Source organism: Porphyrobacter sp. GA68 (assembly GCF_022605525.1).
Taxonomy (GTDB): domain Bacteria; phylum Pseudomonadota; class Alphaproteobacteria; order Sphingomonadales; family Sphingomonadaceae; genus Qipengyuania_B.
This window is the reverse complement of the sequence record NZ_JAKQYJ010000003.1, coordinates 102,603-116,507: the sequence shown is the minus strand read 5'-3', so window position 1 is coordinate 116,507 and position 13,905 is coordinate 102,603. Positions and strand designations below refer to the sequence as shown.

Genomic DNA, 13,905 nt, shown 5'->3' with positions numbered 1-13,905 from the left:
CTTCCTGCTCCCGCAGAATCGCTATGATCTGCTCCTCGGTAAATCTGCTGCGCTTCATCGTCGTCCTCCTTCATGAAGGACTCTAGCTCAGACTGGCAGAGTTCCCGGGGAGCACGTCAAGCGGTACAAGGAGCTTTTGCCCGCACTTACTGCGCGCCTCACCGGTAGCAAAAACGTTGTGACTTCCACCGGCAAGCAGGCGTCAATCGACATCGTCGAAATCGGCGCCACGGACGCATATCTTGTCGAGCGCATAGCAACGGAGGCTTTTCGGGAGTTCTGCGTCAATAACGAGTTCGGCATCGAATCCTATCTCGGAAGACGCATACGTCACAACACCCTCCATGGTGTCATGACGCAGAGCGTCGACGCGGTGCTCCAAAAGAGCGAATTCGAACCGGTGATTAAGGGCACTCCGTTCGGAGCGGCGCTAAAAAGCTGGCAATCAGGTTTCAATGTCTTCGTGGAGCGCATGCGTAAGGAGTTTTTGCAGTTCCGTACCGACGCCCGCCCCAATGCCTTGTTCAATTCCGACATCGATCCCTCAGAGACCGTCACCATGCGCAACCTGCAACAGCTGGTCCATACCCTGCGCGTTTCCGGGGCTGAGATGCTCGATGAACTCATCGTAACCTTCTGCTGGCGCCAGATCGGCCCGCAGCTTGAATCTGCGTCGAGCCACATCCGAGTAAAGATGATGCAGGAAATGACGCAGCAGCTCGACCAAGCGCTACAGCGTTTCAACGGACCAGAGGAGCTGAAGGTCAAGTCAGCACTTGAAAATGCAATCGCGTCTGTTTTCGCGCAGGTCGCAAGCTGGTTCCAAGTTCCACAAACCGGGTTCGTGCCCGCCTCCATCGCCGAGATCTGCAATATCATCGACATCGAGCATGGCCGCTCCTCGACGCCGACCAAGGTCGAAGGGGAACGCGAACATACCAAATATTTCGGAATCTCCGTGCACCGGCTATACGATTGCCTCGCGGTACTGCTCGGCAACGCTTTCAAGCATGGGCAGACAGGCTCGGCGGTGACAGTGAGGATGACGACAGCGCCAGTGCAGACGACGAATCTCCACGTACTGAACGTCGCTGTTTGCTCCTCTCTCCCAGCGAGCGGAGCGAACGAGCGCATCGCGCGCGTACGAGCAGCCCTCGACTTCTCAGAAACTGGTCATGATATGGTCACCGAGGGATTTTCGGGGATCAAGAAAGTCAAGTTTATCACAAGGCTGAACGAGGGCGAATCTACTGTTAAGGCAACTGTCGACGGAGACAAGATTGAGATCAGCTTCCAGCTCAAGGCGGAAGTCGTCGACGAGGAGATGAGCTATTAGGAAGATCCTGCTCGTAGAAGATGAGCCGCACAAGAAGGAAGAGCTAACTGCATCTCTTCAGGGCTTCTTTGCGGGGGGTGCTGAGCTTGAGCATGTCGACAGCGTTAGCGCTGCCTACTCCGCCGTGTCAGAGCGGGATTACGATCTGATCATTCTAGACATGGCACTCCCGACATTCACGGCCGAGGGGGACGCGGCGGGGCGTGGATACGATCAGGCGCAGGGCGGGGTCGAGGTCCTTCGCGCTCTCAAGTCACGGAACCTTAGAGCCAAGATTATCATCATTACGCAATATCCCGACATCACCTTTGGCGGCAAAAGGCTGAAACTTACGGAAGCGCCTAAGGTTCTCTCGCGGCGCTATAACCAAGACGTTGTGGGGAGCGTGCTCTATAAATATCGCTCGCCGTCCAATCACACGAAACTCACTGCCCTGTTGAAGAAGTTCTTATGAAAATATTGGTAGTAGAGGATGATGACACCAAGCGGGGTGAGATTTCATCTTGCCTTGAACACGCGGGCGTCCCGAGGTCCTGCATAATCCCAGCTAAGGATATGGCTGAGTTCCTGGGCGCGTTCGACCCGGAGGTGAAGCTCTGCATCATTGACCTTCGCCTGCCAGCCTTTGAAGGCGCAACTCAAGACAATAATGGTGTCGGAATTCTTCAGGCGATAGACAAAGCAGGCGCGGGTCACGTCAAACTTCTGGCGATTAGCGCCTACCCAGAGGAATTCTCGGACATCCGCGCACAATTCGAAAGCCGTGGATGCCTACTGCTGGACTTCAATCACAAAGAAGTTTGGCAAGGAGTTCTGAAGCAGATGGTTCTGGAATTGCAGAGCGCTGAGCAGATGGATTTCATCATCTTCTGCGCGCTGCGCAAGGAGCGTGCGCCATACACAGCGATGGAGGAACTCGGCGGAAGTGCGAAGTCGAACGACAACCTTACTCGTCTTGACGTCACGATTGCCGGGCGGCGTGGCACCATTGTGGAAATGCCGCGAATGGGCCTAGTCGACGCCGCGATCATTGCAGGCAAGTGTATCGAAAGGTTCAGACCAAAGATCGTCGCGATGAGTGGGATCTGTGCCGGCTTTACTGACCGTGCCGAACTTGGGCAGCTGCTAGTCCCCGAGCTCGCATATGAGTATCAGTCAGGCAAGTGGTCAGACGAGGGCTTTTCGGGTGAGCCCTACCAAGTTCCAATTGGTGAAAGAGTGCGGGTGTTGGCACGCGCACTCATCGAAGATCCTGGCCTCCTTCCTCGTCTTGAACATGGTCTGAGGCTGAAACGGCCAATGCAGATGAGCCAACCCAAGCTCGCCACCTTCACGAGCGGATCCGCAGTCATCGCGAGCGATGAATACATGTTGCAAGTGGCGGCTTTGCACCGGCGCGTCTCAGGCCTCGATATGGAAGTTTACGCCGTCCACCGTGCCGCACACATCGCATCGTGCATGCCGGATGTGATTTGCGCCAAGACCGTCGTGGATCTCGCTGGAGGCGACAAGGACGACACGCTCCACTCTTACGGATGTGTGATTTCCGCCCGATTTACCGTAGAGTTCTTAGAATCTTATTTTCAGCAGTGAGCGGGCCGCATCAGGTGTTATATTTTCGCTTCGCCACTGCCAGCTTCACGCGTGGCAACGTAACGCAGGTCGCAGATGACTGGCGAACTTTCAACGTGCGATTTCTGCGACGCTCTGGCGCAAACTGGCGGGACTACTAAGACCTTGATTCAGCGCGCTTTGATATCAGGACGCTCAGCCGTTCGAGCGTCCGCTTTGCTATGACCTCGTCTCAACAGCGGTCATTCCGCAACCGGCCCACTTTCTGCCGCAAGATGGATAGAGTTTTACCGGCAGCTTTCAGGGTCGCAATTTAACGCGTGGAATGTCGGACTTTGGGTGGATTCCTGCCGTCAGATAGCAACCTCAACGACAGGCGTCGTCTAGCCAGTTTATGGTTGTATCGAACACCGCTCTGCCACTTTCGCGGTCGACTGCCAGAGCACCATTTCGCGGCTCGGAGCAAACAACATAGACCTCAGATGCTAAGCCGAGACCGTGCCTTTCGTTCAAGGTAGCAGCTGCATCGCCTTCTCTAGTCGAGACGAGCCGAAGACCTGCAACCATTCTCGCGACATCTGATGGAGGTATGTTGAAGCGAAGCGTCTGGGCCGATGTGTCGAGATCATGCGTCTCGTTAAGGTCATGTGCGCTCGAAGGAACAAACGCCGGAACCCACCCTCGTTCGACCGCACCGGCACGCTCTGCATCGGCATAGGTGGCGTAGGCCTCTTCAACCTGTTCGGCGCACCCGAATAGTAGGAAGGCAAGAATGGTAGCTAGAACGCTCTTCATCTGCCCAGCATCGCTCAATGTCTTGATGGCGGCAATGGGGTCGATTGCTGAACGGCAGGAATTTACCTGAACCGCGGCAAAGCCGCCATACCGCTTTCGGGCTCTCGCATCGCCCCGGCTCATGGCCGAAGATGGGTGGAAAGTTGAATGTCTGCTTTGGGGGCACCAAGGGCGGACTTCGCGGTTAGGCTCCCTCCAGGCCGTTCTCGTTAAGCCGCACGCCAGTTAGGCCTCTGTGCCGTATCGTCTCCGCAGTATCGGACGAGAGGTAGGCAGCCAAATCCTGCCAAATCCTCACTTCGTCAACTCGATCCGTCGCTGGCTGCCCGGTATGCACGCGGTGTAGAGGTTTTGGCGATCAGGCCCTTTGCCCTTGGTCTCGCCCGCCGGTTCAACGCGGCAAACACGTCCGTCGTGGTCGACGCGAAGCCAAATGTGACCGAAATCTTTGATGGTGGGGCCGTCGATGGTCTGGATCCGAAGGCCTGCTTCGACGAGCCACCAACTTCCCCGACCTTCTGTCTGAAGGGTCGCCGTAGGCTGGTCGACCTCGACATAGGTCAGCTTGGCGTCGCGGGCCGCGTCGCGCAAGTCCTGATAGCCGCCGTCATAAAGCTTCACATCACGGAACAATGTTCGCACCATGTCGCTCTCGCCCGGATAGGCGGGATAGGTCGCCTGCCTGTTGGTCAGGCCGATCGCGTAGGCCTTCGCCATGGCTTTCGCAGTGTTCGCGCCGAGAATTCCGGGTAACAGCCGCGCGTTGCCGCTAGCGGTGAAATCGCCGGGCGCCAGGGCAATGCCGTTCGTATCGCGCTTGCGGCGGGGGAAGCACACGTCAAGCGAGCCCGACAATGGCGCATCGAGGGCGAGGCTCGCGCAATATGAGAACAGGTGCTTCTGCCACGGACCGAGGCGGTCGATGCGGTCTTCGACATACCAGCTGTTGACCGTGTCCTTGGGCAGTGCCGCATTCAGCGCTTCGATGATGTCACGGCGATAAGGGTGCATCCGGAATCGGTCGTCGCTTGTGACTGGCTGCGGCAGTCCCTCGAGCGTGAAGGAGGCAGTCTCGGATCGGGCGTAACGCTCAACCGGCACCGGATTGCGCGCAGGCCAGCTGGGCCAGAACGGATCGCTTCCGGTCATGATCGCCGCCCGCAAAACATATCGGCCGACTTCGCCGGCGTCGCACATCATGGGTCCGTCCGCAGGAGCGCAGTAGATGCTCCGACCGTCCCAGCTCACCCGCACATCGCCGCTCGCTTTGCCACCGAGCGTTTCGGGCGATACGGCACCATAGGCCCCCATGTATTTCCACCGCTCCCCCGCGGGCGCCGCATTGCGCGACCACACGCGGATGTACCCGCCTGCCGGAAGGTTTCGCCAGCGCACCCGGTATGTCACTGGCGTGCCGATCGTGATCGTCGGCGGCCCGACATATTCGATGCAGAGCTGCGGTGCCGTACCGACACCGAAGTCGGCACACGGCGTCGATCTGACCTGTTCCCAATCGGCTTCCGCGCGCAACTCGCCCGACCTTCGCTCCTCGGCTGACTGCGCATACCACTCGCGTTCGTCGCTGTGGGGGCCGACGAGATACTCGACCAATTTTGTGGCCTTCGACCTTGCGAGTTCTGCGTCCTGACCGATGAAGCCGGGGTAGGCGGAGCGTATCTCCTTCGTGAGATAAGCGTCGACCGGAGTCGCCGCGATATGTTCTCGTTTCGTAAGGGTGACAGTCGCGGCGACGCCGATTGCGCTCAGTGCGCCAATGGCCACAAAGATTGAGCGCGCCCGCATGTGTCTTCCCTGGCTCTCGATCGATGAGCCCGATCGATAATGCCCATACAGAACGAAAGCGTTAACTGACGCGTTTTTCCTAAAGTCATTCGGACCCGATAGCCTCAGTCTTTACCACAGTCTGTCACGCTTGTGTTGGAAGGGATTGACGGTGTCGCAAACGGGGTCGTTTGCAGAATGTCGGCTGCTGGCGCGAAACCCGTCGAAGCTGTCAGGCAGGTTGCGGGCTTTCGCATCGACGCCCCTACTGACCGTTCGTGGGTGGGAAGCGGTCATTGCGAAGGGATCGTCAGCAGGCCCTTTTGGATGAGAGTGGCTCGCCGCTTTTCCATGTATAAGTCAAACCCCTCCTCAGTCAGCCACGGCGAGGTCCGTTTGAGCCTTGCGGGACGAAGCACGACGTCGCCATCCTTGTAAGACAACCGCCCACTCACCTCGAATTGGGCAACTGCCAGGTGACCAGACCAATCTTCCACTGCTGAGTAGAGCTTCGGAACGGTGCCTGGGTCTAGTTCAATGTTCACGCCGCACCGGTAGTCCGTGAAGTATATACCGCCCCCGTGAGGCGGTGCCATCACGTCAATGATCTCGCCGCGCCACGTCACCTCTACTCCCTGCCAGAAATGCCGGTTCTGGGGCATTGCACAGATAGAGGAAGGTGGAGATGAGCATCCAACGCAAAACGCCAGTAGAAAAGCAAGCAAGGCGTGTTTGCTGAAATTCCTCACATGCCGAGCCTAGCGAACTGATGAATGTCCGCAATGGGGTCGTTAGCCGAAGGGCGGCTTTCCTCATTTGCGCGCGCGGCAGCGGACTGGCGGCTTACGGCCCAGAACGCGACATCGCCATCACTTCAATGCCAGCGATCATGTATGGAAATCTAGAACGTTCAAAGTTATCGCTTGGATCACCAATCCGGCTCGACGGAGAGGCTGCCGTCGATAACGGACCATCGGTTCCTATGAACCGGTCGGGGACAACGCTTCGGAACGCGCCATCGAAAGACAATTTGTGACTTCACCTTTTCGCAAACTGTTGGAACACTATCGATCGAATGCGCGGTCGCAGCGCGAAAAGGGCACCTATTTCGAGCGGCTGACCAAGCTCTGGCTCAAGCACGCTCCGACCCAGGCCGGGCGCTACACCCGCGTTCTGACCTATGCCGACTTTGCCCGTGAGCGCGGCGAGAGCGGTACCGACACCGGCATCGATCTGGTCGCGGAGCTTGCCGAGGATCCAGGCCGCTGGTGCGCGGTCCAGTGCAAGTTCTATGCGCAAGGCTACCGGATACAGCGCGCGGACATCGACGGTTTCCTCGCAGCATCAGCGCGCGCACCATTCGCGCGGCGGCTGTTCGTCGACACGACCGGCGTCAACTGGACCGATCACGCCGAGACCACCTTTCGCGACCAAGCAATCGAGACCCAGCGGGTCGGACTGACCGAACTCGAGGACAGCGGCATCGACTGGGCGGCGTTCGCGGCCGACGGCACCGTGCGGCTGATCGAGCGCAAGCAGCCGCGGCCCGACCAGGTCGAGGCGATCGAGTGCGTTACCGAGAAGCTGGCCACCGCGAACCGCGGCAAGCTCATCATGGCGTGCGGCACCGGCAAGACCTTTACCGGCCTCAAGATCGCCGAAGCGATGGCGGGCAGGGGAGGGCGCGTGCTGTTCCTCGTGCCGAGCTTGGCGCTTATGCAGCAGACGGTGCGCGAGTGGTCGATCGACAGCGAGGCGCCGCTGCGCTCGTTCGCGGTGTGCTCGGATACCCAGGTCGGCGTCCGGCGCGGCCGCGACGACACCACCGACATCGACGCGCACGACTTGGAGATCCCGGCCACCACCAATGCGTCGGTACTCGCGGCCAAGGCAAGTGCGCCCGACGCCGCGCGTATGACGGTGATCTTCTCTACCTACCAGTCGCTGCCGACGATAGCCGTGGCGCAGGAGAAGTTCGGGCTGCCGGCCTTCGACCTGATCATCTGCGACGAGGCCCACCGCACCACCGGCGTCACGCTGTCGGGCGAGGACGAGAGCAACTTCGTGCGCGTGCATGATGCGGATTACATCCACGGCGCCAAGCGGCTCTACATGACGGCGACACCGCGCGTGTACGGCGAAGCGGTGCGCCAGGTCGCGCGCGACGAGGATGCCGCGCTCGTCTCGATGGACGACCCTGAGCTTTACGGAGAGACGCTGTTCACCCGCAGCTTCGGGTGGGCGGTCCAGAACGACCTCCTTACCGACTACAAGGTGATCGTCCTTGCCATCAACGAGGCCGACGTCGCCGCAGGCCTTCAGGCGCGCCTCGCCGACGACGACAGCGCGCTCGTGCTCGACGATGCGACCAAGCTGGTTGGCTGCTACAAGGCTTTGACCAAGGCGGATTTCGCCGGGGAGGCGAATGGCTCCCCGAGGCCGATGCGGCGGGCGATAGCATTCGCCAAGAGCATCGCAGCCTCCAAGACAGTCGCGGCCGAGTTCGGGCGGGTGGCGGCAGACTGGCGCGCTTCGCTGGAGACGGCGGCGCCCGCGCTTGCAGAGGAAATGCCGCCGCTCGAGGTTGCGGTCGAGCATGTCGACGGCGGGTTCAACGCCAAGGCGCGCGATCATCTGCTGAGCTGGCTCAAGGCCGATACGGGACGCGACGACGAGTGCCGCATCCTTACCAACGCCCGATGCCTGTCGGAGGGCGTTGACGTGCCAGCACTCGATGCGGTCCTCTTCCTTCATCCGCGCAAGAGCCAGATCGACGTCGTCCAGGCGGTCGGGCGCGTTATGCGGCGCGCTCCGGGCAAGGAGCTGGGCTACGTCATCCTGCCGGTCGGCATTCCGGCGGGTGTCGCAGCCGAGGACGCGCTCAACAGCAACGAGAAATACCGCGTCGTCTGGCAGATCCTGAACGCGCTCCGCAGCCATGACGAGCGCCTCGACGCGACGATCAACAAGATCGACCTCGGCGTCGATCCGGGCGACCGCATCGAGATCGTCGCCGTCGCGAACGAGCTGCCGGCGCGGACGCAGAACGCAGGCGGCGGCATCGGGATCGGCGGCGAGGGCGGGGCGGGGGACACCGACCCCGGCGACGAACGCCCTGCCGCGCCAGGACCAGCTCAAAGCAAGCTTGCCTTCCAGTTCGACGAGGTCAGCCGCGCGATCATGGCGCGGATCGTCAAGAAATGCGGCACCCGTACCTATTGGGAGGAGTGGGCCAGGGACGTCGCCGGCATCGCCCAGGCGCAGGTCACGCGCATCACCGCGATCGTCGCGACGCCCAAGAGCGAGGAACGCGCCGCGTTCGAGCGGTTCCTCGCCGAGATCCGCGACGATCTCAACGACAGCATCACCGAGGCCGAGGCGATCGAGATGCTGGCCCAGCACCTCATCACGCGGCCCGTGTTCGAGGCCCTGTTCGAGGGCTACGACTTTGCTGCCTCCAATCCGGTCAGTCGAGCGCTCGAAAGCGTGCTGAGCGTTCTCGATCGCCACAATCTCGACCGCGAAGCCGAAGGCCTCGAGCGGTTTTACGCGAGCGTCCGGATGCGCGCCGCCGGCATCGACAGCGCGGCCGCCAAGCAGAAGATCGTGCTCGAGCTCTACGACAAGTTCTTCAAGACCGCCTTTCCGACGCTGTCGAAGAAGCTCGGCATCGTCTACACGCCGGTCGAGATCGTCGATTTCATCATCCGCTCGGTCGACGAGGCGCTGCGGGACAGCTTCGGGCAGACGCTGGCGTCGGAAGGTGTGCACATCATCGATCCGTTCACCGGGACCGGCACCTTCGTCACCCGGCTGCTTCAGTCGGGGCTGATTCCGCCGGACCAGCTAGCGCGCAAATACGCGCGCGAGATCCACGCCAACGAGATCGTGCTGCTCGCCTACTACATCGCAGCGATCAACATCGAAGCGACGTTCCACGAACTGTCGGGCGGCGACTACCAGCCTTTCCCGGGCATCTGCCTCACCGACACCTTCCAGCTCTACGAGAAGGACGACCTCGTAGCCGAGCAATTGCGCGACAATAGCGGGCGCCGCACCCGGCAGAAGGCGCTCGATATCCGGGTCATCATCGGCAATCCGCCGTATTCGGACGGACAGGACAGCGCGAACGACAACGCCGCCAACGTCGCCTACCCGCACCTCGATGGTCGCGTCCGCGATACCTATGCGGCGCGCTCGGGCGCGCGGAACAAGAACGGGCTCTATAACAGCTACATCCGCGCGATGCGCTGGGCATCCGACCGGATCGGCGACCGCGGCATCGTCTCGTTCGTCACCAACGGGGGCTGGGTCGACGGCAACTCGGCTGACGGCATCCGCCGCTGTCTCGAGGAGGAATTCGCCGAGCTCTACATCTTCCATCTCAAGGGTGATGCACGAACCTCTGGCGAGCAGCGCCGCCGCGAAAAGGATAATGTCTTTGGTGTTGGCACGCGCACACCGATCGCGGTGTGGCTCTTCGTCAAGAACCCGGACGCCGACCACCACGGTCGCATCCATTTCCACGCCGTCGACGACTACCTCACCCGCGAGCAAAAGCTGGCAGAGGTAACGCGCCTGGGCAGCATGAACGGCATCGGTGATCGTCAGGGGTGGCGGTTGTTCGAGCCCGACGAGCACGGCGACTGGCTGAACCAGCGCGACAGCGGCTTCGCCGAGCTGATGGCGATGGGCGACAAGGGGGGCAGGGAGAAGATCAAGCTCTTTGCCAGCTATTCCGCCGGCGTGAAGACGCAGCGCGACTGGTGGGCCTACAACCCGTCGCGCGCCGCGCTTGCTGTCAATATCGGCCGTATGATTGACACCTACAATGCCGAGCTTAAGCGGTTCGACACGGCCCATTCGAAGGCGACCCGCAAGGAGCGGGAGGACGCGATCGACCGGTTCGTTGACACCGACAGCCGTAAGATCAGTTGGACCCGCGCGTTGAAGGACATGGCGGTTAAAGGGCGGCCGCTAGCCTACAACGAAGCCGCAATCACGCGATCGCTGTATCGGCCCTTTACTCCTCAGTTTCTCTATTTCGACCGCGCACTGAACGAGATGGTCTACAAGATGCCGTCGATCTTTCCGGCGGCGGACTGCGACAACCGCGCCATCATGATTAAGATGCGGTCTGACGGCTCGGGCTCTTTCGCGCTAATGGTCGACCGAGTTCCCGATCTGCAGAGCGACGGCGGTTCGCAATGCTTCCCTCTCTGGCTGTATGAGCCCGCCGCCCCGGACGCCGACCTCGCTCCAGACGAGACGTTCGGGGAAGGGGAGCGTCGTTATCGCCGCCGTCCCGGCATCACGCCGGAAGCGCTTGACGCCTACCGCACCGTGCTAGGCGATCCGGCACTCGGCCACGAGGCGGTATTCTACTACGCCTACGGCCTGCTCCACGCCCCCGACTACCGCGCCCGCTTTGCCGATACGCTGGCCAAGGAGCTGCCGCGCCTCCCGGTGCCGACAGACCGGGCCGTGTTCGATGCGTTCGAGCGCGCGGGCCGAAAGCTCGCCGACCTGCACTGTGGGTTCGAAACGGTCGAGCCGTTCCCCGTCACGCTGGCCCAAGGCGATCTGCGGCTCATCAACATTCCTGACCCCGCCACCTTCTGGCGCGTCGACAAGATGCGTTTCGGCGGCAAGCAGGGCGCCTACGATCGCAGTACCATCCATTACAATCACAATCTGACTCTGACCGGCGTACCGCTCGAGGCCTACGACTATGTCGTGAACGGCAAATCGGCGATCGAATGGGTGATGGAGTGGCAGGGCGTCCGCACCGACACGGCGTCCGGCATTACCAAGGACGCCAATGCCTATGCGCGCGAAGAAGCGGGCGACCCGCGATACCCGTTCGACCTTCTGGCCCGGGTCATCGCGATAAGCCTGCGAACGCGCGAGATTGTGAGCTCCCTTCCGACATGGCAGGCCTGAGACAAGGTAATGAGCCGCTATCGCAGCCAGGTCCGCGAGGTAATCAATCGCAATTCGTTGGTCAGCCTCGCGTTGGCGAATGGCTACAACGCCTTCCTGCCAGTTTACGACGGCGGAATCGATTTCATCCTCTACAACGAAGCGACGGGGGACACGAAGCTCATCCAGCTGAAGGGGCGCTGGATGATCGATCGCAAATACTTCGGTCGAAGCATCTGGTTGGCGTTCCATGACGACGGCTGCTGGTACGTGGCCCCGCATGATGAGATGGTGAAGCATGCCGAGGTCTACGGCTATACCAAGAGCGCGAGCTGGACCGACGGCGGTGCCTACAGCGTCAAGGCTTTGACGAAGCAGATGCGCATCGATCTCCAGACCTATCGATTTGAGCCTCTCGAAGATGTGGCGGAAGAGGCTGCGGATGCCGAAACCGATTTGGAATTGCCCTGAGAGCTTAGATATGAGAGTTTCCGTTTTGTTCTGGAAGTAGGTATGGCTGACGGTAGCGCGATCGAATGGACCGATGCCACGTGGAACCCGGTGACGGGCTGCACGCAGATCACGCGCGGTTGCGACAACTGCTATGCGCTTCGCTTCGCCGAGCGTTTTAGGGGCGTACCCGGTCACCCGTTCGAGAATGGGTTCGATCTCACGCTGAGGCATTCACGTCTCGAGCAGCCCCTGAATTGGCGCCGGCCGCGGATGATTTTCGTGAACTCGATGAGTGACCTATTTCACAAGAGCGTTCCGCGTTCGTTCGTCGATCGCGTTTTCGACACGATGGAAGCGGCCGATTGGCATGTATTCCAGCTCCTCAGCAAGCGCTCGTCGCGGATGCGCGATTATCTGCGCACCAGATATGCTGACCGTTCTGCGCCGCTACATATCTGGCATGGAGTTTCGGTCGAAGAGGCCAAGGCGCGATCGAGGATCGACCATCTGCGCGCCGCGCCTGCCGGAGTGCGCTTTCTTTCCATCGAACCGTTGATCGCTCCCGTGGGTGAGCTCAACCTGTCCGGCATACATTGGGTAATTGTCGGCGGTGAAAGCGGACCCGGCGCGCGCGCAATGGATGTCGAATGGGTTCGTGAGATCCGCGAGCAATGCCAGGGCCAGGACGTCGCATTCTTCTTCAAGCAGTGGGGCGGGATCCGGCCGAAGACTGGAGGCCGAGAGCTCGATGGCAGAGAGTGGAACGAGTTACCGATTCAGGTTGCCGCGTGATCGAAATCGACGTTCCATCCCACTATGTTGGGCGAGAACAAGCGTTCGTAAAGCACCATTTCCTGCGCTCATATCTGGAGCGGCTCGTCCACAAAATCGCGAGCGTGTACGACGAGGTGGTCTATGTAGATGGCTATTCTGGCCCCTGGAAAAGCGAGGACGAAGCTTATGCCGACACATCGTTCGGCATAGCGCTCCAAAGTCTGACCGCCGCTCGGAAATCGTGGCTTGAGATGCCGCAGCGGCGCCGTGATGTTCGGATGACAGCTCACTTGGTCGAAAAGCAGATTGGCCCGTTTCGAGAACTCAGCGGAATTGGAGGGCAATTTTCACAGGTGACGGTGCATCCGCATCGGGGAGACTTTGTCGGCCTCGCCCCCACGATCGCGAATTCGCTCCCGTCGCGCGCCTTCACGTTTTCTCTGATCGACCCTAAGGGCTTCAAGATCGACCTCGAGGCTTTGCGGCCGCTTCTGTCTCGCCCACGGAGCGAAGTTGTCTTCAATTTCATGTTCGATTTCGCCAATCGATTCACGGTCCTGCCGTCGTTATCGAACACCTACGATCGGCTTTTTCCCGGGGTTGACTGGCGAGCGCGTCTTGCAGCCGTCTCGGACGATCCCAACGCCGGTCCTGCCGAACGCAAGGCGGCATTCTTGGAATGTTTCAAGGATGCCGTTCGGGAGGTGGGCGGCTTCACCTACGTCGCTGATGTCGACATCCGATATCCGGGTAAGGACCGAACCTACTACTTCCTCGTCTACGGCACCCGCGATGCCAGAGGTATTGAGGTTTTCAGAGACTGCCAGGTTAAAGCACTGGAAGCACAATCGACGATCGCCGGGCAGATGAGCATCGCGAAGCGCGAAACAGCGGGTCAGTCTTCATTATTCGGGACGGAATGGGAAAAGCCGGCAGTTTCACATCGGCAGTTTTTAGGCGAAGAGCGCGCCGCTGCCCGATCGACGCTTCTTGAAATAGCTACGAAAAGTCCGGGCGCTGCTTGGGGTTCGGTCTGGCCAAGGCTTCTTGCTGCCCACGCGATACGCAAAACCGATGCAGGGGCGATTGCTAACAGCCTCAGAAAAGAAGCCGCTATCGAATTCCCCGGATGGCCTTCCGGAAAACGCGTTCCGTCTGACGAATATCGCGTCTTTGCGGTCTAAGGTCGGATAACCCATTGATTTAACATAAGAAATATTATCAATCTGGAATAGGTAAGCGCAACTTCGAAAAGAGACGTCTCCGCAATC

Annotated in this window: 9 protein-coding genes; 7 read left to right on the top strand and 2 right to left on the bottom strand. The window is 60.2% G+C overall.

The features are described 5' to 3' along the window. Positions 1-136: 136 nt before the first annotated feature. From LHJ54_RS12620 to LHJ54_RS12610, 3 genes are all read left to right on the top strand, one after another. Positions 137-1,336, top strand: a complete 1,200-nt coding sequence (locus tag LHJ54_RS12620; protein ID WP_228244234.1) for a hypothetical protein — start codon at positions 137-139, stop codon at positions 1,334-1,336. Further along, positions 1,332-1,790, top strand: a complete 459-nt coding sequence (locus LHJ54_RS12615) for a response regulator (RefSeq protein ID WP_373457084.1) — start codon at positions 1,332-1,334, stop codon at positions 1,788-1,790. Before LHJ54_RS12620 ends, LHJ54_RS12615 begins: the two co-directional genes overlap by 5 nt. 101 nt (positions 1,791-1,891) lie before the next feature. Continuing rightward, entirely contained in the window at positions 1,892-2,929 is a 1,038-nt protein-coding gene (locus LHJ54_RS12610) for a hypothetical protein (RefSeq protein ID WP_228244233.1), read from the top strand. A gap of 345 nt (positions 2,930-3,274) precedes the next feature. Here LHJ54_RS12610 and LHJ54_RS12605 read toward each other — a convergent pair whose 3' ends face one another. Together LHJ54_RS12605 and LHJ54_RS12600 are read right to left on the bottom strand one after the other, a co-directional pair. Then, positions 3,275-3,703, bottom strand: coding sequence for a hypothetical protein (locus LHJ54_RS12605; protein ID WP_228244232.1), 429 nt, complete (start codon positions 3,701-3,703; stop codon positions 3,275-3,277). A gap of 294 nt (positions 3,704-3,997) precedes the next feature. After that, complete coding sequence (locus LHJ54_RS12600) at positions 3,998-5,506, bottom strand: hypothetical protein (RefSeq protein WP_228244231.1); 1,509 nt, start codon at positions 5,504-5,506, stop codon at positions 3,998-4,000. Between the two features lie 1,035 nt (positions 5,507-6,541). Between LHJ54_RS12600 and LHJ54_RS12595 the strand changes: the two genes are divergently transcribed. From LHJ54_RS12595 to tcmP, 4 genes are read left to right on the top strand one after another with little or no spacing between them, the layout of a single operon-like run. Continuing rightward, complete coding sequence (locus LHJ54_RS12595; protein WP_228244230.1) at positions 6,542-11,428, top strand: type ISP restriction/modification enzyme; 4,887 nt, start codon at positions 6,542-6,544, stop codon at positions 11,426-11,428. Positions 11,429-11,437: 9 nt separating this feature from the next. Then, the gene (locus LHJ54_RS12590; protein WP_228244229.1) at positions 11,438-11,878 is read left to right on the top strand and encodes a hypothetical protein; all 441 of its coding nucleotides are present in this window, start codon (positions 11,438-11,440) and stop codon (positions 11,876-11,878) included. Between the two features lie 42 nt (positions 11,879-11,920). Continuing rightward, on the top strand, positions 11,921-12,652 hold the full coding sequence (locus LHJ54_RS12585) for a DUF5131 family protein (protein WP_228244228.1): 732 nt from the start codon (positions 11,921-11,923) through the stop codon (positions 12,650-12,652). Beyond that, positions 12,649-13,818, top strand: a complete 1,170-nt coding sequence (tcmP, locus tag LHJ54_RS12580; RefSeq protein WP_228244227.1) for a three-Cys-motif partner protein TcmP — start codon at positions 12,649-12,651, stop codon at positions 13,816-13,818. Before LHJ54_RS12585 ends, tcmP begins: the two co-directional genes overlap by 4 nt. Positions 13,819-13,905: the final 87 nt, after the last annotated feature.

Bases quoted from the DNA above. Each gene is read 5' to 3' on its own strand.
- LHJ54_RS12610 (WP_228244233.1), top strand. From the start codon at position 1,892: ATGGCTGAGTTCCTGGGCGCGTTCGACCCGGAGGTGAAGCTCTGCATC.
- LHJ54_RS12605 (WP_228244232.1), bottom strand. From the start codon at position 3,703: ATGAAGAGCGTTCTAGCTACCATTCTTGCCTTCCTACTATTCGGGTGC.
- LHJ54_RS12600 (WP_228244231.1), bottom strand. From the start codon at position 5,506: ATGCGGGCGCGCTCAATCTTTGTGGCCATTGGCGCACTGAGCGCAATC.
- LHJ54_RS12590 (WP_228244229.1), top strand. From the start codon at position 11,438: ATGAGCCGCTATCGCAGCCAGGTCCGCGAGGTAATCAATCGCAATTCG.
- LHJ54_RS12585 (WP_228244228.1), top strand. From the start codon at position 11,921: ATGGCTGACGGTAGCGCGATCGAATGGACCGATGCCACGTGGAACCCG.